This is a genomic window from Pseudoxanthomonas spadix BD-a59, assembly GCF_000233915.3.
Lineage (GTDB): Bacteria > Pseudomonadota > Gammaproteobacteria > Xanthomonadales > Xanthomonadaceae > Pseudoxanthomonas_A > Pseudoxanthomonas_A spadix.
Genome location: NC_016147.2, coordinates 383,620 through 403,150, shown reverse-complemented (window position 1 = coordinate 403,150; position 19,531 = coordinate 383,620). Strand labels below are relative to the sequence as shown.

The window sequence follows — 19,531 nt, the reverse complement described above, 5'->3', positions numbered from 1 at the left end:
CCTGGCGCAGGCTCATGGGCGGATCACCACGATATCGGCCGACTCGGGCGACTTCATGCCCAGCCGGTCGCGGGCGATCTGCTCGACCCGGGTGCTTTCGCCCACGGTGGCCTGCTCCAGCTGCAGGCGGCCGAACTCGATGTTGAGCTCATCGCGCTCGCGGTCCAGCTTGTTGAGCTGCACGAACAGCACCCGGTGCTGGTGGCGCGCATACACCACGCCGATGGCGGTGGCGATGTTGGCCACGATCACGATGAACAGCAGGACCCGGGTCATGCCGCGCCTCGCTCAAAAGCCGGGACTCGGGGGTGGAAAGCCGGGACTCGGGGGTGGAAAGCCGGGACTCGGGACCCGGGACCCGGGACCCGGGAAAAGCCGGAGCCGGTTCCTGGCCGGTCCACAGCCGTCTTGCTCTTGCCGTGACCGGGTCCCGGGTCCCGGGTCCCGGGCCCCGGCTCTCCCAGCTTCTCGGCCACGCGCAGCACCGCGCTGCGGGCGCGCGGGTTGGCGGCGGTTTCTTCCGGCCCGGCGCGCACCGCGTCGCCGACGATCTTCAGGGCCGGGATGAAGTCCTGCGCCACCGGCAGGCGGCGGTTGCCGGCCGGCGCCTTGGCATGGCCGGCGATGAAGCGCTTGACGATGCGGTCTTCCAGCGAATGGAAGCTGATCACCGCCAGGCGTCCGCCGACCTTGAGCCGTGCCAGTGCCGCGTCCAGGCCCGTTTCCAGGTCGGCCAGCTCGCGGTTGATGTGGATGCGGATGGCCTGGAAGCTGCGCGTGGCCGGGTGGATCCGGCTCTTGTCGGTTCCGGGCCTGGCGCGCGGCATCACGCTGGCGATCAGCTCGGCCAGCTGCGCGGTGCGGGTGAGCGGGGTTTCGGCGCGGCGGGCGACGATGGTGCGGGCGATGCGCCGGCTCATGCGCTCCTGGCCGTAGTTGAACAGCACATCGGCGATCTCGCCCTCATCGGCGCGCGCCAGCCACTGCGCGGCGCTCTGGCCCGAATCCGGATCCATGCGCATGTCCAGCGGACCGTCCTTGCCGAAGGAGAATCCGCGCTCGGCCACGTCCAGCTGCGGCGAAGACACGCCCAGGTCCAGCAGCACCCCGTCCAGGCCACCGGCGGTGGCGTCCCACTGCGCCAGTTCGGCAAAGCTGTCGCGCTGCACCGACACCCGCGCATCGCCATCGAACACGGCATGCGCATGGGCGATCGCTTCGGGGTCCTTGTCCATCAGCAGCAGCCGGCCTCCCGGGCCGAGTTGTTCCAGCACGCCGCGCGCATGGCCGCCGCGACCGAACGTGCCGTCCAGATAGATGCCGTCCGCCTTCACCTGCAGCGCGTCCATGACCTGCGCAAACAACACCGGAAGGTGGCCGGGCTGCGCGTCGGAGCGCATCCGGGCCCCCACCGTCACAGCCTGAGTCCGAGCAGTTCCTCGCCCAGATCCTCGTCAGACAACGTCTGCTGGATCTGCGCGCGGTGCGCCTGCTCGCTCCAGAGTTCGAACTTCTCGCCCATGCCCAGCAGCACGGCCTTCTTCTCGATCCCGACCGCGGCCCGATGGCTGGGCGGGATGGTGATCCGGCCGTTGCCGTCCGGCTCCAGGAAGGCGGCCGAGCCGACCAGCTTCTGCTGCAGGGTGCGCACGGTCTTCCTGACGTTGGGCATGGCCATGACCTCGTCACGGACCCGCTCCCAGGCGGCCTGCGGATACAGCCACAGGGCACCGGCCTCGAACGGGTTGTAGGTCAGCACCAGGCGATTGCCACACGCACGCGCGACCAGGTCGCGGTAGACGGTGGGAACCGCCAGCCTGCCCTTGTCATCCACGGTGATGGCGGTTTCGCCCTGGAACACGTCCCCTCGCCCTTCAACTGCATTGCCGGCCGTCATTGAACCACGAAAAACCGCTGAACCCCCGGTTTTTCCACTAGTCCCCACACTAGCACTGGCGATCGGGTTGTCAACAACTCACGGCGAAGGAAATCACCTGCCGGATCAATGGCTTGCGCAAAACTTCACAGACTTGTTCAAACCTTATCCACAAGTTGCTGTTTCGTCTCAAATTTTGAGACTGATCCGGAATTCAGCCGGGTGCCGGGGATGTGAAGTGACCGCTGCCACGGGACGCCTCGGGCCGGCGCCACCGCTGGCCATTGCGCAAAAAGCCACCAACAATGGCGCCATGTGTCTGCTCGCCCTTGCCTGGAAAACCCACCCGCGCTGGCGCCTGGTCCTGGCCGGCAACCGCGACGAATTCCACGCCCGCCCCGCCGCCGCGCTGGCGCCTTGGCCCGAGGCACCCGGCGTGGTCGCCGGGCGCGACCTGCAGTCCGGCGGCAGTTGGGCCGGCGTGGGGCCCCGGGGCCGGGTGGCGGTGGTCACCAACGTGCGCGACCCGGGCCTGGCCGCCCCACCCGGCGCTCCGTCACGCGGCGCGCTGGTGGCCGACTTTCTGAAATCCGACGCGGGCGCGGGCGCGGCCGACGCCGCCGCCGCACTGCACGACCAGGCCGGCCGCTTCGCCCCGTTCAACCTGCTGCTGGCCGATGCCGCGCAGTGTCACTACGTCGGCAACTGGCCGACACCGGTCCAGCGCGTGGTGGCCCCAGGCGTGCATGGCATGTCCAACGGGCCGCTGGACGACCCCTGGCCCAAGACCCGCCGGCTGTGCCGGGCCCTGCAGGCCTGGCTGCAGGGCCCGGCCGAAGATCCGGCCGCCCTGTGGGAGGCGCTGGCCGACGAGCACCTGGCCGCCGATGCGGACTTGCCCAATACCGGCGTGCCGCTGGACCTGGAACGCCGGCTCTCGGCCACCTTCATCCGCGGCGAGCGCTACGGCACCCGCGCCAGCACGCTGATCGCCATCGCCCACGATGGCACCGGCTGGATCGCCGAACGCCGCTTCGGGCCCGACGGCCGGTTCGACGGCCAAACCCACATCGCCTGGCCGGCGGCCTGAAAACACAACGCCCCGCGCTGGCAAGGAGCGGGGCGTTGCCTGAAGACAGTGGCGGAGCCGGCCTGTAAGCCGGGTTCTGTCGTGGACAGTCATTCCTCTAGGCGCATCGTCACCGATACGCTCAAGCAACCTACCCGGACCCGACGCGGGCAGCGTCATGAGGTCCCTATTCGGTCTTGCTCCCGGTGGGGTTTACCGTGCCGGTCTGTTGCCAGACTCGCGGTGCGCTCTTACCGCACCATTTCACCCTTGCCTGATCCGCACCCGAAAGGTGTGGCCATCGGCGGTTTGCTTTCTGTTGCACTGGCCGTCGGCTCGCGCCGCCCAGGCGTTACCTGGCACCGTGCCCTGTGGAGCCCGGACTTTCCTCGGCATTCTTGCGAATGACGCGACTGTCCAGCCAGCTCCGCCACGCGCATTGTCCCATAGATGCTAGATGCGTGATTGTCATGCCCTTTCGATCCGGCCCTGGCCACGCACGCCTATACTCGGGCCATGCGCGCCATGCTGCTTCGCCATCCCGGGCAACCGCTGGAATGGGCCGAACTGCCCGATCCGGTCCCTGGGCCGGGCCAGGTCCTGATCCGGGTCGGCGCCTGTGGTGTCTGCCGCACCGACCTGCATGTGGTCGACGGTGACTTGCGACAGCCCGCCCTGCCGCTGATTCCCGGGCACGAGATCGTCGGCCGGATCGTGGCGCGCGGCCCGGGTGTGGAATCCCTGGCGATCGGCCAGCGCGTGGGGGTCGGCTGGCTCGGCCATACCTGCCAGCACTGCGACTACTGCCAGGACGACCGCGAAAACCTCTGCGACCATCCCGGCTTCACCGGCTACACCCGCAACGGCGGTTTCGCCGAACTGACGCTGGCCGAGGCCCGCTTCACCTATCCGCTGCCCAAGGCCGGCGACGACGCGCAGATGGCACCGCTGCTGTGCGCCGGGCTGATCGGCTGGCGCGCGCTGGTGATCGCCGGCCAAGGCCAGCGCCTGGGCCTGTACGGCTTCGGCGCCGCCGCGCACCTGATCGTGCAGGTGGCGCGCTGGCAGGGCCGCCAGGTGCATGCCTTCACCCGCCCGGGCGACCAGGCGGCGCAGGCCTTCGCCCTGTCGCTAGGCGCCAGCTCGGCCGGGCCCTCGGACCAGCCCTCGCCGCAGCTGCTGGACGCGGCGATCATCTTCGCGCCGGTCGGAAGCCTGGTCCCCACCGCCCTGGCCTCGGTGCGCAAGGGCGGCCGGGTGGTGTGCGCGGGCATCTACATGAGCGACATCCCGTCCTTTCCGTATGAACTGCTGTGGGAAGAGCGGCAACTGGTGTCGGTGGCCAACCTGACCCGCCGTGACGCGCACCAGTTCCTGGCGCTGGCGCCCAAGGTCGGCCTGCACGCCAGCGTGGTGCGCTACCCGCTGGCCCAGGCCAATCAGGCGCTGTCGGATCTGCGCGAAGGCCGGCTGAGCGGGGCAGCGGTGCTGGTGCCGTGAAACGCTGACATTGGCCGCGCGCGGCTGCGACGCCGGCAGCACGCCTTCTGCCGAGACCCGATCCGGCCTGCCCCGCACCCCCGCTACCCAGGCCTGTCCCTTGCTGCCTTGCGGCGTCGCCGGCGCGGCCCTTAGCCGCCGTACAGCGCCTTGCGCGGCGCGCCGGTGATCTCGGCGGCGAGCCGGGCGGCGGTGGACGGCGGCAGGTGGTCCTTGAGCAGGGCGTGGACGCGGCGGCCTTCGGCCAGCCGGGCGTCGGCATCGGCGGTGGCGCCCTGGACCATCACCACGAACTCGCCCTTGCGCTGGTTCTCGTCGGCTTCCACCTGGGCCAGCAGCGCGGCCAGCTGGCCATCGAGCACGGTTTCAAAGAGCTTGGTGAGTTCGCGCGCGATCGCCGCCGGGCGCTGCGCGCCGAACACCGCGACCAGGTCGGCCAGCGACTCGGCGATGCGGTGCGAGGATTCGTAGAACACCAGGGTGCGCGGCTCGCTGACCAGCGTGCGCAGGTGCTCGCGCCGGGCCGAAGGCCTGGCCGGCAGGAAGCCTTCGAACACGAACCGATCGCTCGGCAGGCCGGCCACGCTGAGCGCGGCGATCGCCGCGCACGCACCGGGCACCGGGCTGACCCGGATCCCGGCCGCGCGCGCCGCGCGCACCAGCCGGTAGCCGGGATCGGAGACCAGCGGCGTGCCGGCGTCGCAGACCAGCGCCAGCGACTGGCCCTGCTGCAGCCGGGTCACGATCCGCGCGGCGATGGCCTCCTCGTTGTGCTCGTGCAGCGCCAGCAGCGGGGTGGACAGGCCGAAGTGCGAGAGCAACTGGCCGGTGCGCCGGGTGTCCTCGGCGCAGATCGCATCGACCGTGCGCAGCGTCTCCAGGGCCCGCGGGGTGAGATCGGACAGGTTGCCGATCGGCGTGGCGACGACGTGGAGCGTGGGGACGGCCATGGGAAAGGCACTCGTGCGGCAAAGGGTAGAATCCTAGCCCGTTCCTCCCACGCCGCCTTCGAACGCCCATGGAAAAGCGCTCCGCCACCCTGCTCGCCTCGGCCCTGCTGGCCCTGTTCCTGGCCGGCTGCGCCACCACCCGGGTCGGCACCGGCAGTGCGGCCAGCCGTGCCGAGCAGAACGCCGCCTTCGCCCAGGCCAGCGCCCTGGCCGCGCAGCGCTCCGGGCTCAAGGGCCAGGCCCTGAGCGAGAACACCCGCCAGATCCAGGCGCTGCTGGCGGGCCTGGACAATCCCACCCTGACCCGCGAGACCGCTGGCCTGGCCCTCGGCGACCCGCTGTATCCGCTGGCCGGCAACCTCATGCTCGAACGCGGGCTGGAGCTGCCGCGCCCGTTCGACCGCGGCAGCAGGTGGAACTTCGACGCCAACGGCCGCCCGCCGGCCGATCGCGACGGCTACCGGCCGCCGCTGAAGCTGGCGGTGCTGCTGCCGCTGTCCGGGCCGATGGCCACCGCCGCCGGCCCGGTGCGCGACGGCCTGCTGGCCGGCTACTACGGCGAAACCCGCCGCCGCCCGGAAATCCGCTTCTACGACACCGCCAGCAGCCCGGCAGACGCCACCAACGCCTATGCGCGCGCGGTGAGCGAGGGCGCGGAGATGGTGGTCGGGCCGCTGGGCCGCGAGCAGGTCGATGCGATCTTCCGCCAGCCCACCCTGACCGTACCGGTGCTGGCCCTGAACAGGGGCGAGTCCGAAGTGCCCGACGGCGCGGCCAGCTTTTCGCTGGCGCCGGAGGCCGAGGGGGTCAGCGTCGCCGACTACCTGCTCAAGCTGGAGCGCAAGCGCGTGCTGGTGATCGGCGGCAACGACGACAACGGCCGGCGCGCCTCCGACGCCTTCCGCAAGCGCTTCACCGAAGGCGGCGGCGCGGTGGCCGACATCATCATCGTGGGCGAGGCGCCGGCCGACCTGTCCGCGCCGCTGGTTGCGGCGGCGGCCAAGGACGTCGATGCGATCTTCCTGGCGGTGCGCGGCCCGACCGCGCGCGCGCTGACCCCGCAGCTGGCCCTGGCCGGCCTGGGCGGCAAGACCCGGGTGGGCACCTCGCTGCTGATCCAGGGCACCGGCAAGCCGGAAGAAGACAATGTGCTGGACGGGGTGATCTATCCCACCGAGGCATGGTCAGCCAGCGGCGTGGCCGGCCTGCCTTCGCCGGCCACCGTCGCGGCCACCCTGCCCACCGCCCGCGGCGGCGCGGCGCGGCTGTTCGCCTTCGGCTACGACGCCTGGCTGCTGAGCGCCTACATGCAGAAGCTGGCCGAAGGCACCGGCGCCAACCTGCGCGGCGCCACCGGCACCCTGACCGTGGACGGTTTCGGCACGGTCCTGCGCGCGCCAGCCTGGGCGACCTTCAGCGGTGGCATGCCGGTGCCGATCAGCGGCGGTGGCTGAGCGCCGGACACGCGGCGACACGGCCGAAGCCGCAGCCCGGGCCACGCTCGAACGCGGCGGCCTGGCCTTCGTCGCCGGCAACGTCCGCTTCCGCGGCGGCGAACTGGACCTGGTCATGCTGGACCGGGGCGCGCGCGGCGGCGCCTGCCTGGTGTTCGTGGAAGTGCGCTATCGCGCGACCGACGCCTTCGGCGGCGGCGCCGCTTCGGTCGACCAGGCCAAGCGCCGCAAGCTGGTCCACGCCGCACAGCTGTTTTTGGTCCAGCAGCCGCAATGGGCCAACCATCCCTGTCGTTTCGACGTGGTGGACGCCCACGGCGATCCGGCCAGGCCCGCGATCACCTGGCTGCGCGATGCGTTCCGCGCCGATGAGGTCTGAGCGCTGCCCGGCAGCATCAGCCACGCCAGGGTGATGCTGGCTGCGCGACTGGCGCTGGACCGCGGGCGCATCAGCCACGGGTCGTGGGCGAGCTGTCCGCGTCTGGCCGATCGGCGCCGGTCACTTCAGTGCGGGTCGGTTGCCGACGCCGTGGTCGCAGCGACGGATCAGCCGAAGTGGGCATAGCCGGCACGCGGCGGCGTCCACACCGCGCCCTGCGCGTCGCGCGCCTGCACGCCCTGCCCGGCCACGATCCGGCCCACGCGCACGCCGGGCACGCCGGCCAAATCCAGCGCCTGCTGCACCTGCTCGGCGCGCTGCGGCGGCGCGGTGAAGCACAGTTCGTAGTCGTCGCCGCCGCCGGCCTGCCACGGCCAGCGCACCTCGTGCTTGAAGCGCGCCAGCGCACGCGACATTGGAAGCTGCGCGAGTTCGATCTCGGCGCCAACGCCGCTGCGCGCGCACAGGTGACCCAGGTCGGCGAGCAGGCCATCGGACAGGTCGATGCAGGCACTGGCCAAGCCGAGCAGCGCACGCCCGGCTTCCACCCTTGGGGTGGGTCGGTCCAGGCGCGCACGCAGCGAAGGCTCCACCGCCGCGCCGGAACACATCGACTGCAGCGCCGCGGCGGCATCGCCCAGCGTGCCGGTCACCCAGACCTCGTCGCCGATGCGCGCGCCATCGCGGCGCAGGGCGTGGCCGGCTTCGACATGGCCCAGCGCGGTGACCGCGATCGACAGCGGCCCGCGCGTGGTGTCGCCGCCGACCAGGCTGACGTCATGGCGCGCGGCCAGCGCCAGGAAGCCGTCGATGAAGCCATCCAGCCAGCGTGGGTCGGGCTGCGGCAAGGACAGCGACAGCGTGCACCACGCCGGGCGGGCGCCCATCGCCGCCAGGTCGGAAAGATTGACCGCCAGCGCCTTCCAGCCGATGTCGGCCGGCGCGGTGTCATCGGGAAAATGCACGCCGGCATTGAGCGTGTCGGCGGTGACCACCAGCTGCATGCCAGGCGGCACCGCCAGCAGCGCGGCGTCGTCACCGATGCCCAGCGCGACGTCCGCGCGCAGCGCCACACGCGCAGCGATGCGCGCGATCAGGTCGAATTCGCCAGGGGCGGACGCGCCGTTGGCCAGGTCAGCTGGAACCATCGCGCAGCGTCAGCGGCTGCGCGCGTTGGCTTCGGCTGCGCGCCATTCCAGCGCGGCGCGGTCCAGCACGCCGTTGACGTAGGTGTGGCCATGCTCGGCGCCAAAGCGCTTGGCGGTTTCGATGGCCTCGTTGATCACCACCCGATAGGGCACGTCGGGGCGATGGCGCAGTTCGTAGGCGGCGATGCGCAGCACCGCGCGTTCGATCTGGTCGACCTCGGCCACGGTCCGGTCCAGGTGCGGCAGCAGCGCCTGATCCAGCGCGTTGCTGTGCGCCATCACCCCACGCACCAGGTCCTCGAAATATTCCAGGTCGGCGAGCTCGTGCGCCTGTTCATGGGCGAACTGGGCGATCACGCCCTGGGTGGTGCCGCCGGCCATCTGCCAGGCGTAGATCGCCTGCAGCGCGCGCCGCCGCGCGCGGGCGCGCAGGACCGGATCGACGCCGTCACCGCGACGCGGGCCGGGACGGCTCATGGCAGCGCCTCCAGCAGGTTGACCAGCTCGACCGCGGCCAGTGCGACTTCCTCACCCTTGTTGCCGTGGCTGCCGCCGGCGCGGGCTTCGGCATCGGCCGCGTCCTCCACGGCCAGCACCCCGTTGAGCACCGGGATGCGGTAGTCCAGCTGCACCCGCATCAGGCCCTCGGCACAGCCGTCGGCCACCTGCCGGTAGTGGCGGGTATCGCCGCGGATCACGCAGCCCAGCGCCAGCAGCGCGGCATGCTTGCCGGCCTGGGCCAGGCGCGCGGCCACCAGCGGGATCTCCCAGGCACCGGGGACCCGGATCACGTCCACCTGGTGCTCGGCCACGCCGTTGCCGGCCAGTTCCCTGCGTGCGCCAGCCACCAGCGCATCGACGATGCGCGCGTTCCAGCGGCTGGCGATGATCGCGTAGCGCGTGCCTTCGATCGCGCGCAGGTCGCCTTCGTAGTGGGTCATCGGTCGCTGCAGCCAAAAAAGGGTCGGTCAGTTTAGCGCGTGGTGGCCAGATCGGCCGCGGTGAGGGTTTCCACCACCTCCAGCCCGAATCCGGCCAAGCCCACCTGCCGGCGCGGCGTGCCCAGCACCCGCAGCTTGCCCAGGCCCAGGTCCGACAGGATCTGCGCGCCGGCGCCGTTGCGCCGCCACTGGCCCACGTCCTTGTCCTTGCCGGGCGCGGGCAGCGGGGTCTGCCGGCGCAGCCGCGCCAACAGCGCCTGGGTGTCGCGCGGGGCGGACAGCACCACCATCACGCCCTGGCCCTCGGCGGCGATCGCGCGCAGCGCATCGGTGGCGGCCACGCCGAAATCGTCGCGCCGCCAGTGCAGCAGGTCGGCCAGCGGATTTTCGACCTGGACCCGCACCAGGGTCGGCGTTGCAGCATCCGGCGTGCCCCTGACCAGGGCGAAGTGCAGGTCGTTGGCGATCCGGTCGCGGTAGGTGACCAGGTTGAACGGGCCGAATTCGGTGTCGATCTCGCGCTCATCCACGCGCTCGACGGTGTGCTCGGTGGCCAGGCGATGGGCGATCAGGTCGGCGATCGAGCCGATCTTCAGGCCATGGGCGCGGGCGAACCCTTCCAGCTCGGGGCGGCGCGCCATCGAGCCGTCGGGATTGAGGATTTCCACCAGCACCGCCGCCGGTTCCAGCCCGGCCAGCATCGCCAGGTCCACGCCGGCCTCGGTATGCCCGGCGCGGGTCAAGACCCCGCCGGGCTGGGCGATCAGCGGGAAGATGTGGCCCGGCTGGTGCAGGTCGGTCGGCCTGGCGTCGGGCTTGACCGCGGTGCGGATGGTGTGGGCGCGGTCGTAGGCCGAGATGCCGGTGGTCACGCCCTCGGCCGCCTCGATGCTGACGGTGAAGTTGGTCTGGAACTGGGCGGTGTTGGCCTGGACCATCGGCGCCAGGCCGAGCTGGCCGGCGCGTTCGCGGGTCAGCGGCAGGCACACCAGGCCGCGGCCGTGGGTGACCATGAAGTTGATGTCCGACGGCCTGACCAGCTCGGCGGCCATGATCAGGTCGCCTTCGTTCTCGCGGTCCTCATCGTCGACGATCACGACCATGCGGCCTGCGCGGATGTCTTCCAGCAGTTCGGGGACGGTGGCGAAGTTCATGCCTGATCTCCTCGCGCGCCGAGCAGGCGCTCGACATAGCGCGCGACCAGGTCGATTTCCAGGTTCACCGCATCGCCCACGCCGATCTGGGCAAAGCGTGTGTGGGCGACGGTGTGCGGAATCAGCGCGACCTCGAAGCCATCGCCGTCGACCGCGTTGACCGTCAGGCTCACGCCATCGACGCAGATCGAGCCCTTCCTGGCGATGTACCTGAGCAGCCTGGCCGGCGCGGCGAAGCGCCAGCGCTGGGCGCGCGCATCGGCGTGCACCGACAGCACCCGGCCCAGGCCATCGACATGGCCGCTGACCAGATGCCCGCCGAGGCGATCGGTCGGGCGCATCGCCCGTTCCAGGTTGAGCGTGGCGCCCACCTGCAGCGCGCCCAGGGTGGTGAGCGAGAGGGTTTCGCTCGAGGCATCGGCCTGGAAGCTGTCCGCGTCGAAGGCGACCACGGTCAGGCACACGCCGTTGACCGCAATGCTCTCGCCCAGCTGCACCGCCTCGAACGGCAGCGAGCCGACCTCGACGGTGAAGCGGGTATCGCCGCCCAGCGGCGTGGCGGCGGCCAGGCGGCCAAGGCCTTCGATGATCCCGGTGAACATCAGCGCGCCTCCGCTGCTTTAATCAGGCGAAGGCAAACCCGGCCCGGCTCGGCTGTTCCTTGAATCCCCGCACAGGGATGTGCGGGCTTTTGCAGAGGGATCTGCGAATACTTACTCATCAACGTTTCTCGCAAAGGGGCAGAAGCGAAAAACGCCACAAGGCAAAGGACCCGCGCACGACCATCAAGGCCGCGCGGCGGGTCGTCTTCTTTCATCCGGACTTTCTGGCGCCGGGATGCGGCACCAACCGTCGGCTCCGGCATCGGACCGGATCTGCTGACCTGCGTGGGCGTCACCCCCTCGCAGCGCTCGCGGGCTCGTGCGCGCCAGGCGCACCTACCGCCGGTGGGGAATCGCACCCCGCCCTGAAGACGTTCATGGATGCCGGCGAACCGGCGATGCACATTCTACCAGTGCCGGCCGCGACCGATCGCGCACGCAGCGTTGCAGGGGTGGCCTCAGCCGGCCGGCCGCAGCAGCAGGCGCAGGTCCGCACCGACCCTGCGCTCGTCGACCACGCGCAGGCGCTGCTGCTCGGCCAGCGCGGCAATGCCCAGGTGCGAGAGCAGCGGACGGGCGCCGTCGCCCAGCAGGGTCGGGGCCAGGTAGAGCAGCAGCTCGTCGACCAGCCCGGCGGCCATCAGCGCCCCGGACAGGGTGGCGCCGGCCTCGACCTGGACTTCGCAGACCCGGTGCCGGGCCAGCGCGGCCAGCACCGCACGCAGGTCCAGACGGCCTTCGTGCAGCGGGATCTGTTCGAAGTGCACCTGGTCGTGGTCGGCCACGCGCGTGGGCAGCGGGCCGTGCAGGTACAGGGTGGGCGCATCGCCGGCCTGCACGCGGACCTGGTCCAGGCTGGCCAGCGTGGCATCGAGCACCACCCGCAGCGGTGGCACGACCGGCTGGTCCTCTTCAGGCCGCGCGGTGAGCGAAGGATCATCGGCGATCACCGTGCGCGCCCCGGTCAGGATCGCGCCGGAGCGCGCGCGCCAGCGCTGCACATCGGCCCGCGCGGCCGCCCCGGTGATCCACTTGGACTCCCCGCTGGCCATGGCGGTGCGGCCATCGACGCTGGCGCCCAGCTTGACCCGCAGCCACGGCCGGCCGCGCACCACCTGCGAGAGGAAGCCGCGGTTGAGCTCGCGCACCTGCGCTTCCAGCAGCCCGACCTGCACGGCGATGCCAGCGGCCCGCAGCTTCTCGAAGCCCGCCCCGTCCACCTGCGGAAACGGGTCGCGCATGGCGGTCACCACGCGGCTTACCCCGGCAGCCACCAGCGCATCGGCGCATGGCCCGGTGCGTCCGGTGTGCGCGCATGGCTCCAGGGTCACGTACACGGTGGCGCCGCGCGCGCGCGCGCCGGCCTGGCCCAGCGCGAACACTTCTGCGTGCGGCTGCCCGGCATATTGATGGAAGCCTTCGCCCACCACCGTCTGGCCGTGGGCGATCACGCAGCCGACCATCGGGTTGGGCTTGGTGGTCCAGGCGCCGCGTTCGGCCAGGCGCAGGGCACGGGCCATGTGGGCGTGGTCGGTGGCGGAAAATTCAGACATCCACGGCTCCAGGGGCGATGGCCATGACCACCACCTGCAACGGTCCCAGCGCCAGCCGGTCCAGCGGCTGCCAGCCCAGCCGCGCGTAGTACGGCACCAGCGCATCCTGGCAGTACAGATGCAGGCGCGGCACCTTGAGCGCAGCGGCGGCCTGCACGCCGTGCCGCACCAGCGCCGCGCCGATGCCGGCCGCGCGCGCCTGCGGGCGCACGTACAGCGAGGCCAGCCACGGCCTGTACTGGTCGATGCGTTCGTCATCGTTGGCCAGCAGGCTCACCGACCCCAGCCACTGCTCGCCCTCCAGCGCCAGCCAGGTCGTGGGGATCCGGTCGCCGCGGCCATGGCTGGCCAGTTCGGCCTGCGCCTGGTCCAGCCGCCAGTCCGGGGACAGGCCACCGAAGGCCTGCAGGTGCGCCTGCGCCACCTCGGCCAGGTGCTGCGGGTAATCCCAGAGCGGTGCGATCTGCAAGGCTGCGCGGCTCAACGTTTCTTGTGCTTGGCGTCCGGCGTGCCCAACGGCAGCACCTCGCCGCCCAGCAGCGGCAGCTGGCCCTCGCCGGGCAGGTCGCGCTCCAGGCGATCGAGTTCCTCGCGGAAATCGGCCACGTCCTCGAAGCTGCGATACACCGAGGCGTAGCGCACGAAGGCCACGTGGTCGAGCCTGCGCAGCTCGGCCATGACGAATTCGCCGATCCGGCGCGAGGACAGTTCGCGCTCGGTGGTGCGGCGCAGCTGCTGGATCACCGCGCGCACCGCCGCCTCGATCTGCTCCTCGGACACCGCGCGCTTGTGCAGGGCGCGGTCGAAGCTCTGGCGCAGCTTGCGCGCGTCGAAGACGTCGCGACGACCGTCTGACTTGATCACCGCCGGCAGCTTCAGCTCGATGGTTTCCAGGGTGCTGAAGCGCTCGCCGCAGGCCTCGCACTCGCGGCGCCGGCGGATGGTGGCCCCGTCCTCGGACACGCGCGAGTCGATCACGCGGGTGTCGGTGTTCTGGCAGAAGGGGCAGTGCATGGGCTGCTCAGGGGCGGAGGATGAGAAACGAGAAGTGAGGAGTGAGGAAAAAGCCAGGGGCGGGTGTTACTCGTTTCTCACGCCTCGCCTTCAGCCATACACCGGGAACTTCCTGCACTGCGCGGTGACCTTTTCGCGCACCGCCGCCAGCACCGAGCCATCGCCTGACGCGTCGAGCACCTCGGCGATCCAGTTGGCCAGCTCGATCGTGTCGGCCTCCAGGTAACCTCGCGTGGTGATGGCCGGCGTGCCCAGCCGCAGGCCCGAGGTCACGAACGGCGAGCGCGGATCGCCCGGCACCGAATTCTTGTTGGTGGTGATGTGGGCCTTGCCCAGCGCGGCCTCGGCATCCTTGCCGGACACCTGCTTGCCGATCATGTCCACCAGCATCAGGTGGTTCTGGGTGCCGCCGGAGACGATCTTGTAGCCGCGCGAAATCAGCGTGTTGGCCATCGCCTGGGCGTTCTTGAGCACCTGCTGCTGGTAGGTCTTGAAGCCCGGCTCCAGCGCTTCCTTGAAGGCCACCGCCTTGGCCGCGATCACGTGCATCAGCGGGCCGCCCTGGATGCCAGGGAACACGATGGACTGCAGCTTCTTCTCGATCTCCTCGCCGGCGCCCTTGGCCAGGATGATGCCGCCGCGCGGCCCGCGCAGGGTCTTGTGGGTGGTGGAGGTGACCACGTGCGCGTGTTCCAGCGGGCTGGGATACACCCCCGCGGCCACCAGCCCGGCCACGTGCGCCATGTCCACGAACAGGAATGCCCCCACCTGGTCGGCGATGGCGCGAAAGCGCGCCCAGTCCACCACCTGCGAGTACGCGCTGAAACCGGCGACCACCATCTTCGGCCTGTGCTCCAGGGCCAGGCGCTCGACCTGGTCGTAATCGATCAGGCCCGCTTCGTTGACCCCGTACTGGATCGCATTGAACAGCTTGCCGGACACGTTGACCTTGGCGCCGTGGGTGAGGTGGCCGCCATGGGCCAGCGACATGCCCAGGATCGTATCGCCCGGCTGCAGCAGCGCCAGGTACACGGCCTGGTTGGCCTGCGAGCCGCTGTGCGGCTGGACGTTGGCATACATGTCCTGGGTGGAGCCTGCGCCGAACAGTTGCTTGAGCCGGTCGATCGCCAGCTGCTCGGCGATGTCCACGAACTCGCAGCCGCCGTAATAGCGCTTGCCCGGGTAGCCCTCGGCGTACTTGTTGGTCAGCACGCTGCCCTGGGCCTGCATCACCGCCGGGCTGGTGTAGTTCTCGCTGGCGATCAGCTCGACGTGATCCTCCTGGCGCTGGGCTTCGGCGGCGATGGCCTTGGCCAGCTCGGGGTCATAGCTTTCGATACGGACGTCACGCGGGAACATCTGGGCTCCGGGATTCAGGACGGGTCGGCTGCCGCCATCGCGGGGTCGCCGCGCGGGCCTGCAGGGCAGCGGATTGTAAGCCTTCCAGGCATGGGGCCACCAATGCCAGCGCCGGAGTGCCGATTCCACGCCACGGGGCGCATCGGCGCGTCCACGAAAAAGGGCGCATCGGCGAGGATGCGCCCTTGGCCTTTCAGCAACCCGAGGCAATCAGTGGTTCAGCAGCAGATCGGTAATGACGCCGGTGGCGATGGCGACCAGGATCAGGTTGCCGCGGTCGTCGCGGACCCAGTGGTGCCCGTGAGGCGGACGACGCACGTAGTAACGGTCGTAGTCGTTGATCACGTAGGTCCGGCCACTGTAATAGTTGTCGTAACGATGACCGCGCTCGTAGGCATACGGACGGTAGACGCGCGGCGGTGGGCCCGGGCGGTAATGGTTGTGTACCACCACCGGGCGGCGGTAGCCGTCGCGGTACCCGTCGCGATAGGCATCGCGGCGGTCGTAACGGTCGTAATGGTCGGCTCGGCGGTCGTGGTGCTTGTCGTGGCCTTTATCCCAGCCGTGGTGGCCGCGGCCGCGGTCGTGGTCACGTTCGCCTGCCATGACCGGCGCTGCCGCCAGCGACATGGCAAGGACCGGAATGCTCAGCAGGGACAGGATCGTGCGTTTCATGGCGTCTACTCCGTAACGTGGTGTCACGCTGCCGATGATGCGCCGTCGGGGTGAACGGAAACTTGCTGGAAACGGTTCACAAAACTTCGGTTAATACTCCGGAATCCCCCTGTTCAGTTTCGGCCTTCCGGTTGGGACGCCGCTCCCCAGCGCCTATACTGGGCCATCCCTTTCCACCGACCTCCTCGCCTGTTCCGTGTGGCGCGGTTGGCCGGCTGCGTCCAATGTCGGAGATCGCATGTCGCAATACATCTACACCATGAACCATGTGTCCAAGATGGTGCCGCCCAAGCGCCAGATCCTCAAGGACATTTCGCTCAGCTTCTACCCCGGCGCCAAGATCGGCCTGCTGGGCCTGAACGGCGCCGGCAAGTCGACGGTGCTGAAGATCATGGCCGGGGTGGATACCGATTTCGAAGGCGAAGCCCGCCCGCAGCCAGGCATCAAGGTCGGCTACCTGGCCCAGGAACCGGAACTCAACCCCGAGCACACCGTGCGCGAAGCGGTCGAGGAAGGCGTGGGCGAAGTCCTGCAGGCCCAGGCCGCGCTGGATGCGGTGTATGCCGCCTACGCCGAGGAAGGCGCCGACTTCGACGCACTGGCCAAGGAACAGGAGCGCCTGGAAGCGATCCTGGCCGCCGGCGATGCGGCCACCCTGGAGCAGCAGCTGGACGTCGCCGCCGATGCGCTGCGCCTGCCGCCGTGGGATGCGATCGTCGGCAAGCTCTCCGGCGGCGAAAAGCGCCGCGTGGCGCTGTGCCGGCTGCTGCTGCAGAAGCCGGACATGCTGCTGCTGGACGAACCGACCAACCACCTGGACGCCGAGTCGGTGGAATGGCTGGAACAGTTCCTGGCCCGGTACCCCGGCACCGTGGTGGCCGTCACCCACGACCGCTACTTCTTGGACAACGCCGCCGAGTGGATCCTGGAGCTGGATCGCGGCCGCGGCATTCCGTGGAAGGGCAACTACACCGACTGGCTGATGCAGAAGGAAGAACGCCTCAAGCAGGAGGACAGCCAGGAAAAGGCCCGCCAGAAGGCGATCCAGAAGGAACTGGAATGGTCACGGCAGAACGCCAAGGGCGGCCGCACCAAGGGCAAGGCGCGCCTGGCCCGGCTGGAAGAGCTGCAGTCGGTGGACTACCAGAAGCGCAACGAGACCAATGAAATCTTCATCCCGCCGGGCGAGCGCCTGGGCAACGCGGTGATGGAGTTCAGGAACGTGTCAAAGAAGTTCGGCGACCGCCTGCTGTTCGAGAACCTCAACTTCCTGGTCCCGGCCGGTGCCATCGTCGGCATCATCGGCCCCAACGGCGCCGGCAAGTCGACCCTGTTCAAGATGATCACCGGCCAGGAGAAGCCCGACAGCGGCCAGATCGTGATCGGGCCGACGGTGAAGCTGGCCTACGTCGACCAGAGCCGCGAGGCACTGGAAGGCAACCACAACGTCTTCCAGGAGATTGCCGGCGGCCTGGACATCCTCAACATCAACGGCATCGAGATCCAGTCGCGCGCCTACATCGGCCGCTTCAACTTCAAGGGCCAGGACCAGCAGAAGCTGGTCGGTTCGCTCTCCGGCGGTGAACGCGGTCGCCTGCACATGGCCAAGACCCTGCTGCAGGGCGGCAACGTGCTGCTGCTGGACGAGCCGTCCAACGACCTGGACATCGAAACCCTGCGTGCGCTGGAAGACGCGCTGCTGGAGTTCCCCGGCAACACGTTCGTGATCTCCCACGATCGCTGGTTCCTGGACCGCATCGCCACCCACATCCTGGCCTTCGAAGGCGACTCGCACGTGGAGTTCTTCCAGGGCAACTACCGCGAGTACGAAGCGGACAAGAAGCGCCGCCTGGGCGTGGATGGCGCCCAGCCGCATCGCCTGCGCTTCAAGGCGCTGAAGTGATGCCTTGGCGCACCGGCGCAACGCGCGGGTGCCTGTGCCAAGCCCGGCAGAGGCATGCCTCTGCCATCCCCGCGCAGGCGGGAAATGCTTTTCAACAGCCGTATGGCTGGTCATCCAGGGACGTTGCTTTGGGGCCTGAACTGCCGGGCTTTTCTTCGTGCGACCCAAGGTGTCCAACGGCACCTCAAATCAGCTGCGGCGCACGGTCCGGCACCTGGTCGCCAGCCTCAACCTTCAGATCGCCGGTGACCGACCCTCTGCAAACAGCACGTCGGTGAACCCGAAGGTGGAGAAATCGCGGATCCGCGACGGATACAGGATCCCGTCCAGATGATCGACCTCGTGCTGGACCACGCGCGCGTGGAAGCCTTCGGCGACCCGCTCCACGCGCTGGCCTTGCGCATTCCAGCCGCTGTAGCGGATGCGCCTGAAGCGCGGGATCACCGCGCGCAGGCCGGGAATGGACAGGCAGCCTTCCCAGCCGTCTTCCAGCGCATCGGACAGCGGTTCGACCACCGGGTTGAACAGCGCCGTGCGCGGCACCGCCGGTGCGTCCGGGTAGCGCGTGTTGTGGTCGAAACCGAACACGATCACCCGCTTGCCCACCGCCACCTGCGGCGCGGCCAGGCCCACGCCGTTGGCAAGTTCCATGGTCTGGAACATGTCATCAACCAGGTCGCGCAGTTCGCCGGTGGCAAAGTGCTCGACCGGTTCGGCCCGCTGTAGCAGCACCGGTTCGCCCATGCGGATGATGTCGCGGATCATGCGGAAATCTCCTCTGGAGGAAGGCCAAACACCTGGCGCAGATAGCGCACGTAGTCCGGATCGTCGCACATGCTCTTGCCGGGCGAATCGGACAGCTTGGCCACCGGCTGGCCATTGCAGCGGGTCATCTTGATGACGATGTTCAGCGCCTGCGGGCCCAGGTCGTTGGTCAGGTTGGTGCCGATGCCGAAGGCCAGCCGGCAGCGGCCGCGGAAGTGCGCCGACAGGCGTTCGACCTTGTCCACGTCCAGCCCGTCGCTGAACACCAGCGACTTGGTCCGCGGGTCGGCGCGGTTGGCCGCCAGGTGCGCCAGCATGCGCTCGCCCCACACGAACGGATCGCCCGAATCATGGCGCATGCCGTCGAAGAGCTTGCAGAAATACATGTCGTAGTCGCGCAGGAAGGCATCGATGCCGACCACGTCGCTCAGCGCGATGCCCAGGTCGCCACGGTACTCGCGCGCCCAGGCTTCCAGCGCGGCGCCCTGCGAATCGCGCAGACGCGGCCCCAGCGCCTGGAAGGCCTGCAGCCACTCGTGGGCCATCGTGCCCATTGGCGTCATCCCGTACTGGCGGGCGAAATACACGTTGCTGGTGCCCACGAACTGCGCCCCCAGGCCATCGCGCAGCAGCGGCAGCATCCGCCCATGCCAGCTGCGCGAATAGCGCCGGCGGGTGCCGTAGTCGGCGATCGCGCAAGCGGCCGCATCGGGGATCGCGCGCAGGCGCTGGAGCTTGGCCTGCAGCCGACGCAAGCCTTCCTCGGCGTCGCCCTGGCCCAGCGCATCGAAATAGACCTCGTTGATGATCGCCAGCAGCGGCACCTCGAACAGGATCGTGTGCAGCCACGGGCCCTCGATCACCAGCTCGATCTCGCCGGGCACCTCGGCCGATGCCTCGAGCCGGACGTACTTGCGGTCAAAGTGGAACAGGCCGAGAAAGTCGACGAAATCGGACTTGATGAAGCGCAGGCCGCGCAGGTAATCCAGCTCGTCGTCAGCCAGGTACAGCGTGCACAGTGCGTCGATTTCAGCACGGATGCGCGGCAGGTGCGAAGCCAGGTCGATGTTCGGGGTGCGGCACTTGAAGCGGTACTGCACCTGTGCGGCCGGGTATTGATGCAGCACCGCCTGCATCATCGTGAACTTGTACAGATCGGTGTCGAGCAGCGAGCGAATGATCATGACGG

22 protein-coding genes, 1 other RNA gene and 1 riboswitch are annotated in these 19,531 nt (G+C 69.6%); of the genes, 5 read left to right on the top strand and 18 right to left on the bottom strand.

The annotated features are described in order from the left end of the window. Positions 1-12 precede the first annotated feature (12 nt). The 3 genes from ftsL to DSC_RS01780 are packed head-to-tail and all read right to left on the bottom strand — an operon-like array spanning position 13 to position 1,897. On the bottom strand, positions 13-276 hold the full coding sequence (ftsL, locus tag DSC_RS01790) for a cell division protein FtsL (protein WP_014159401.1): 264 nt from the start codon (positions 274-276) through the stop codon (positions 13-15). After that, positions 273-1,400, bottom strand: a complete 1,128-nt coding sequence (gene rsmH, locus DSC_RS01785) for a 16S rRNA (cytosine(1402)-N(4))-methyltransferase RsmH (RefSeq protein WP_014159400.1) — start codon at positions 1,398-1,400, stop codon at positions 273-275. The genes ftsL and rsmH overlap by 4 nt, the downstream gene beginning before the upstream one ends. A gap of 14 nt (positions 1,401-1,414) precedes the next feature. After that, positions 1,415-1,897 (bottom strand): division/cell wall cluster transcriptional repressor MraZ, encoded by a 483-nt coding sequence (locus DSC_RS01780; RefSeq protein ID WP_122230062.1) that lies wholly within the window; start codon positions 1,895-1,897, stop codon positions 1,415-1,417. 292 nt (positions 1,898-2,189) lie between these two features. Here DSC_RS01780 and DSC_RS01775 point away from each other — a divergent pair, with 292 nt between their 5' ends. Next, positions 2,190-2,966 carry an NRDE family protein gene (locus tag DSC_RS01775; RefSeq protein WP_043290858.1) on the top strand — a complete coding sequence of 259 codons (777 nt, stop codon included), beginning with the start codon at positions 2,190-2,192 and terminating at the stop codon, positions 2,964-2,966. 49 nt (positions 2,967-3,015) lie between these two features. Here the strand turns inward: DSC_RS01775 and rnpB are convergent. Continuing rightward, positions 3,016-3,374: RNase P RNA component class A (gene rnpB, locus DSC_RS15825), an RNA gene on the bottom strand. A gap of 87 nt (positions 3,375-3,461) precedes the next feature. Between rnpB and DSC_RS01770 the strand changes: the two genes are divergently transcribed. Then, positions 3,462-4,445, top strand: a complete 984-nt coding sequence (locus tag DSC_RS01770) for a zinc-dependent alcohol dehydrogenase family protein (RefSeq protein ID WP_043290327.1) — start codon at positions 3,462-3,464, stop codon at positions 4,443-4,445. A gap of 131 nt (positions 4,446-4,576) precedes the next feature. Here DSC_RS01770 and rsmI read toward each other — a convergent pair whose 3' ends face one another. After that, positions 4,577-5,395 carry a 16S rRNA (cytidine(1402)-2'-O)-methyltransferase gene (gene rsmI / locus DSC_RS01765; protein WP_014159396.1) on the bottom strand — a complete coding sequence of 273 codons (819 nt, stop codon included), beginning with the start codon at positions 5,393-5,395 and terminating at the stop codon, positions 4,577-4,579. A 68-nt stretch (positions 5,396-5,463) separates the two neighbouring features. On the opposite strand from rsmI, the gene DSC_RS01760 reads away from it, so the two are divergent. Together DSC_RS01760 and DSC_RS01755 are read left to right on the top strand one after the other, a co-directional pair. Beyond that, on the top strand, positions 5,464-6,849 hold the full coding sequence (locus tag DSC_RS01760; protein WP_014159395.1) for a penicillin-binding protein activator: 1,386 nt from the start codon (positions 5,464-5,466) through the stop codon (positions 6,847-6,849). Continuing rightward, the gene (locus DSC_RS01755) at positions 6,842-7,228 is read left to right on the top strand and encodes a YraN family protein (RefSeq protein WP_014159394.1); all 387 of its coding nucleotides are present in this window, start codon (positions 6,842-6,844) and stop codon (positions 7,226-7,228) included. The genes DSC_RS01760 and DSC_RS01755 overlap by 8 nt, the downstream gene beginning before the upstream one ends. Positions 7,229-7,395: 167 nt before the next feature. Here the strand turns inward: DSC_RS01755 and thiL are convergent, their stop codons facing one another. The 11 genes from thiL to DSC_RS01705 all read right to left on the bottom strand — a co-directional run bounded on the left by thiL (position 7,396) and on the right by DSC_RS01705 (position 15,674). Next, positions 7,396-8,376, bottom strand: a complete 981-nt coding sequence (gene thiL / locus DSC_RS01750) for a thiamine-phosphate kinase (RefSeq protein ID WP_014159393.1) — start codon at positions 8,374-8,376, stop codon at positions 7,396-7,398. A gap of 9 nt (positions 8,377-8,385) precedes the next feature. Further along, positions 8,386-8,853: a transcription antitermination factor NusB gene (nusB, locus tag DSC_RS01745; RefSeq protein ID WP_014159392.1), complete on the bottom strand. Its 468-nt coding sequence runs from the start codon at positions 8,851-8,853 to the stop codon at positions 8,386-8,388. Then, positions 8,850-9,317, bottom strand: coding sequence for a 6,7-dimethyl-8-ribityllumazine synthase (gene ribH, locus DSC_RS01740; RefSeq protein WP_014159391.1), 468 nt, complete (start codon positions 9,315-9,317; stop codon positions 8,850-8,852). The genes nusB and ribH overlap by 4 nt, the downstream gene beginning before the upstream one ends. A 32-nt stretch (positions 9,318-9,349) precedes the next feature. Then, the gene (ribB, locus tag DSC_RS01735; protein ID WP_014159390.1) at positions 9,350-10,471 is read right to left on the bottom strand and encodes a 3,4-dihydroxy-2-butanone-4-phosphate synthase; all 1,122 of its coding nucleotides are present in this window, start codon (positions 10,469-10,471) and stop codon (positions 9,350-9,352) included. After that, positions 10,468-11,073, bottom strand: coding sequence for a riboflavin synthase (locus DSC_RS01730; RefSeq protein WP_014159389.1), 606 nt, complete (start codon positions 11,071-11,073; stop codon positions 10,468-10,470). Before DSC_RS01730 ends, ribB begins: the two co-directional genes overlap by 4 nt. Continuing rightward, positions 11,073-11,288: a hypothetical protein gene (locus DSC_RS16455; RefSeq protein WP_148268071.1), complete on the bottom strand. Its 216-nt coding sequence runs from the start codon at positions 11,286-11,288 to the stop codon at positions 11,073-11,075. The genes DSC_RS01730 and DSC_RS16455 overlap by 1 nt, the downstream gene beginning before the upstream one ends. Next, positions 11,273-11,450: riboswitch (FMN riboswitch) on the bottom strand. Its footprint overlaps the gene before it by 16 nt. 81 nt (positions 11,451-11,531) lie before the next feature. Further along, positions 11,532-12,626, bottom strand: coding sequence for a bifunctional diaminohydroxyphosphoribosylaminopyrimidine deaminase/5-amino-6-(5-phosphoribosylamino)uracil reductase RibD (ribD, locus tag DSC_RS01725; RefSeq protein WP_014159388.1), 1,095 nt, complete (start codon positions 12,624-12,626; stop codon positions 11,532-11,534). Beyond that, positions 12,619-13,110 carry a GNAT family N-acetyltransferase gene (locus DSC_RS01720; protein ID WP_425476599.1) on the bottom strand — a complete coding sequence of 164 codons (492 nt, stop codon included), beginning with the start codon at positions 13,108-13,110 and terminating at the stop codon, positions 12,619-12,621. Before DSC_RS01720 ends, ribD begins: the two co-directional genes overlap by 8 nt. Continuing rightward, positions 13,107-13,640, bottom strand: coding sequence for a transcriptional regulator NrdR (gene nrdR, locus DSC_RS01715; RefSeq protein ID WP_014159386.1), 534 nt, complete (start codon positions 13,638-13,640; stop codon positions 13,107-13,109). Before nrdR ends, DSC_RS01720 begins: the two co-directional genes overlap by 4 nt. A 90-nt stretch (positions 13,641-13,730) precedes the next feature. After that, positions 13,731-14,999 (bottom strand): serine hydroxymethyltransferase, encoded by a 1,269-nt coding sequence (glyA, locus tag DSC_RS01710; RefSeq protein ID WP_014159385.1) that lies wholly within the window; start codon positions 14,997-14,999, stop codon positions 13,731-13,733. A 210-nt stretch (positions 15,000-15,209) separates the two neighbouring features. Then, entirely contained in the window at positions 15,210-15,674 is a 465-nt protein-coding gene (locus DSC_RS01705; protein WP_014159384.1) for an RcnB family protein, read from the bottom strand. Positions 15,675-15,912: 238 nt separating this feature from the next. Here DSC_RS01705 and ettA point away from each other — a divergent pair, with 238 nt between their 5' ends. Continuing rightward, positions 15,913-17,577, top strand: a complete 1,665-nt coding sequence (ettA, locus tag DSC_RS01700; RefSeq protein ID WP_014159383.1) for an energy-dependent translational throttle protein EttA — start codon at positions 15,913-15,915, stop codon at positions 17,575-17,577. A 234-nt stretch (positions 17,578-17,811) separates the two neighbouring features. On the opposite strand, the gene def is transcribed toward ettA, so the two are convergent. Further along, a complete protein-coding gene (def, locus tag DSC_RS01695; protein WP_014159382.1) occupies positions 17,812-18,342 on the bottom strand; it encodes a peptide deformylase in 531 nt (176 codons plus the stop codon). Further along, positions 18,339-19,526 carry a nicotinate phosphoribosyltransferase gene (gene pncB / locus DSC_RS01690; protein ID WP_014159381.1) on the bottom strand — a complete coding sequence of 396 codons (1,188 nt, stop codon included), beginning with the start codon at positions 19,524-19,526 and terminating at the stop codon, positions 18,339-18,341. Before pncB ends, def begins: the two co-directional genes overlap by 4 nt. Between the last annotated feature and the right edge of the window lie 5 nt (positions 19,527-19,531).

What these genes read in the sequence shown, in the direction of transcription:
- ftsL (WP_014159401.1), bottom strand. Translation starts at nt 276, where the DNA reads ATGACCCGGGTCCTGCTGTTCATCGTGATCGTGGCCAACATCGCCACC.
- rsmH (WP_014159400.1), bottom strand. Translation starts at nt 1,400, where the DNA reads ATGCGCTCCGACGCGCAGCCCGGCCACCTTCCGGTGTTGTTTGCGCAG.
- DSC_RS01780 (WP_122230062.1), bottom strand. Translation starts at nt 1,897, where the DNA reads ATGACGGCCGGCAATGCAGTTGAAGGGCGAGGGGACGTGTTCCAGGGC.
- DSC_RS01775 (WP_043290858.1), top strand. Translation starts at nt 2,190, where the DNA reads ATGTGTCTGCTCGCCCTTGCCTGGAAAACCCACCCGCGCTGGCGCCTG.
- DSC_RS01770 (WP_043290327.1), top strand. Translation starts at nt 3,462, where the DNA reads ATGCGCGCCATGCTGCTTCGCCATCCCGGGCAACCGCTGGAATGGGCC.
- rsmI (WP_014159396.1), bottom strand. Translation starts at nt 5,395, where the DNA reads ATGGCCGTCCCCACGCTCCACGTCGTCGCCACGCCGATCGGCAACCTG.
- DSC_RS01760 (WP_014159395.1), top strand. Translation starts at nt 5,464, where the DNA reads ATGGAAAAGCGCTCCGCCACCCTGCTCGCCTCGGCCCTGCTGGCCCTG.
- thiL (WP_014159393.1), bottom strand. Translation starts at nt 8,376, where the DNA reads ATGGTTCCAGCTGACCTGGCCAACGGCGCGTCCGCCCCTGGCGAATTC.
- nusB (WP_014159392.1), bottom strand. Translation starts at nt 8,853, where the DNA reads ATGAGCCGTCCCGGCCCGCGTCGCGGTGACGGCGTCGATCCGGTCCTG.
- ribH (WP_014159391.1), bottom strand. Translation starts at nt 9,317, where the DNA reads ATGACCCACTACGAAGGCGACCTGCGCGCGATCGAAGGCACGCGCTAC.
- ribB (WP_014159390.1), bottom strand. Translation starts at nt 10,471, where the DNA reads ATGAACTTCGCCACCGTCCCCGAACTGCTGGAAGACATCCGCGCAGGC.
- DSC_RS01730 (WP_014159389.1), bottom strand. Translation starts at nt 11,073, where the DNA reads ATGTTCACCGGGATCATCGAAGGCCTTGGCCGCCTGGCCGCCGCCACG.
- DSC_RS16455 (WP_148268071.1), bottom strand. Translation starts at nt 11,288, where the DNA reads ATGAAAGAAGACGACCCGCCGCGCGGCCTTGATGGTCGTGCGCGGGTC.
- ribD (WP_014159388.1), bottom strand. Translation starts at nt 12,626, where the DNA reads ATGTCTGAATTTTCCGCCACCGACCACGCCCACATGGCCCGTGCCCTG.
- nrdR (WP_014159386.1), bottom strand. Translation starts at nt 13,640, where the DNA reads ATGCACTGCCCCTTCTGCCAGAACACCGACACCCGCGTGATCGACTCG.
- glyA (WP_014159385.1), bottom strand. Translation starts at nt 14,999, where the DNA reads ATGTTCCCGCGTGACGTCCGTATCGAAAGCTATGACCCCGAGCTGGCC.
- DSC_RS01705 (WP_014159384.1), bottom strand. Translation starts at nt 15,674, where the DNA reads ATGAAACGCACGATCCTGTCCCTGCTGAGCATTCCGGTCCTTGCCATG.
- ettA (WP_014159383.1), top strand. Translation starts at nt 15,913, where the DNA reads ATGTCGCAATACATCTACACCATGAACCATGTGTCCAAGATGGTGCCG.
- def (WP_014159382.1), bottom strand. Translation starts at nt 18,342, where the DNA reads ATGATCCGCGACATCATCCGCATGGGCGAACCGGTGCTGCTACAGCGG.
- pncB (WP_014159381.1), bottom strand. Translation starts at nt 19,526, where the DNA reads ATGATCATTCGCTCGCTGCTCGACACCGATCTGTACAAGTTCACGATG.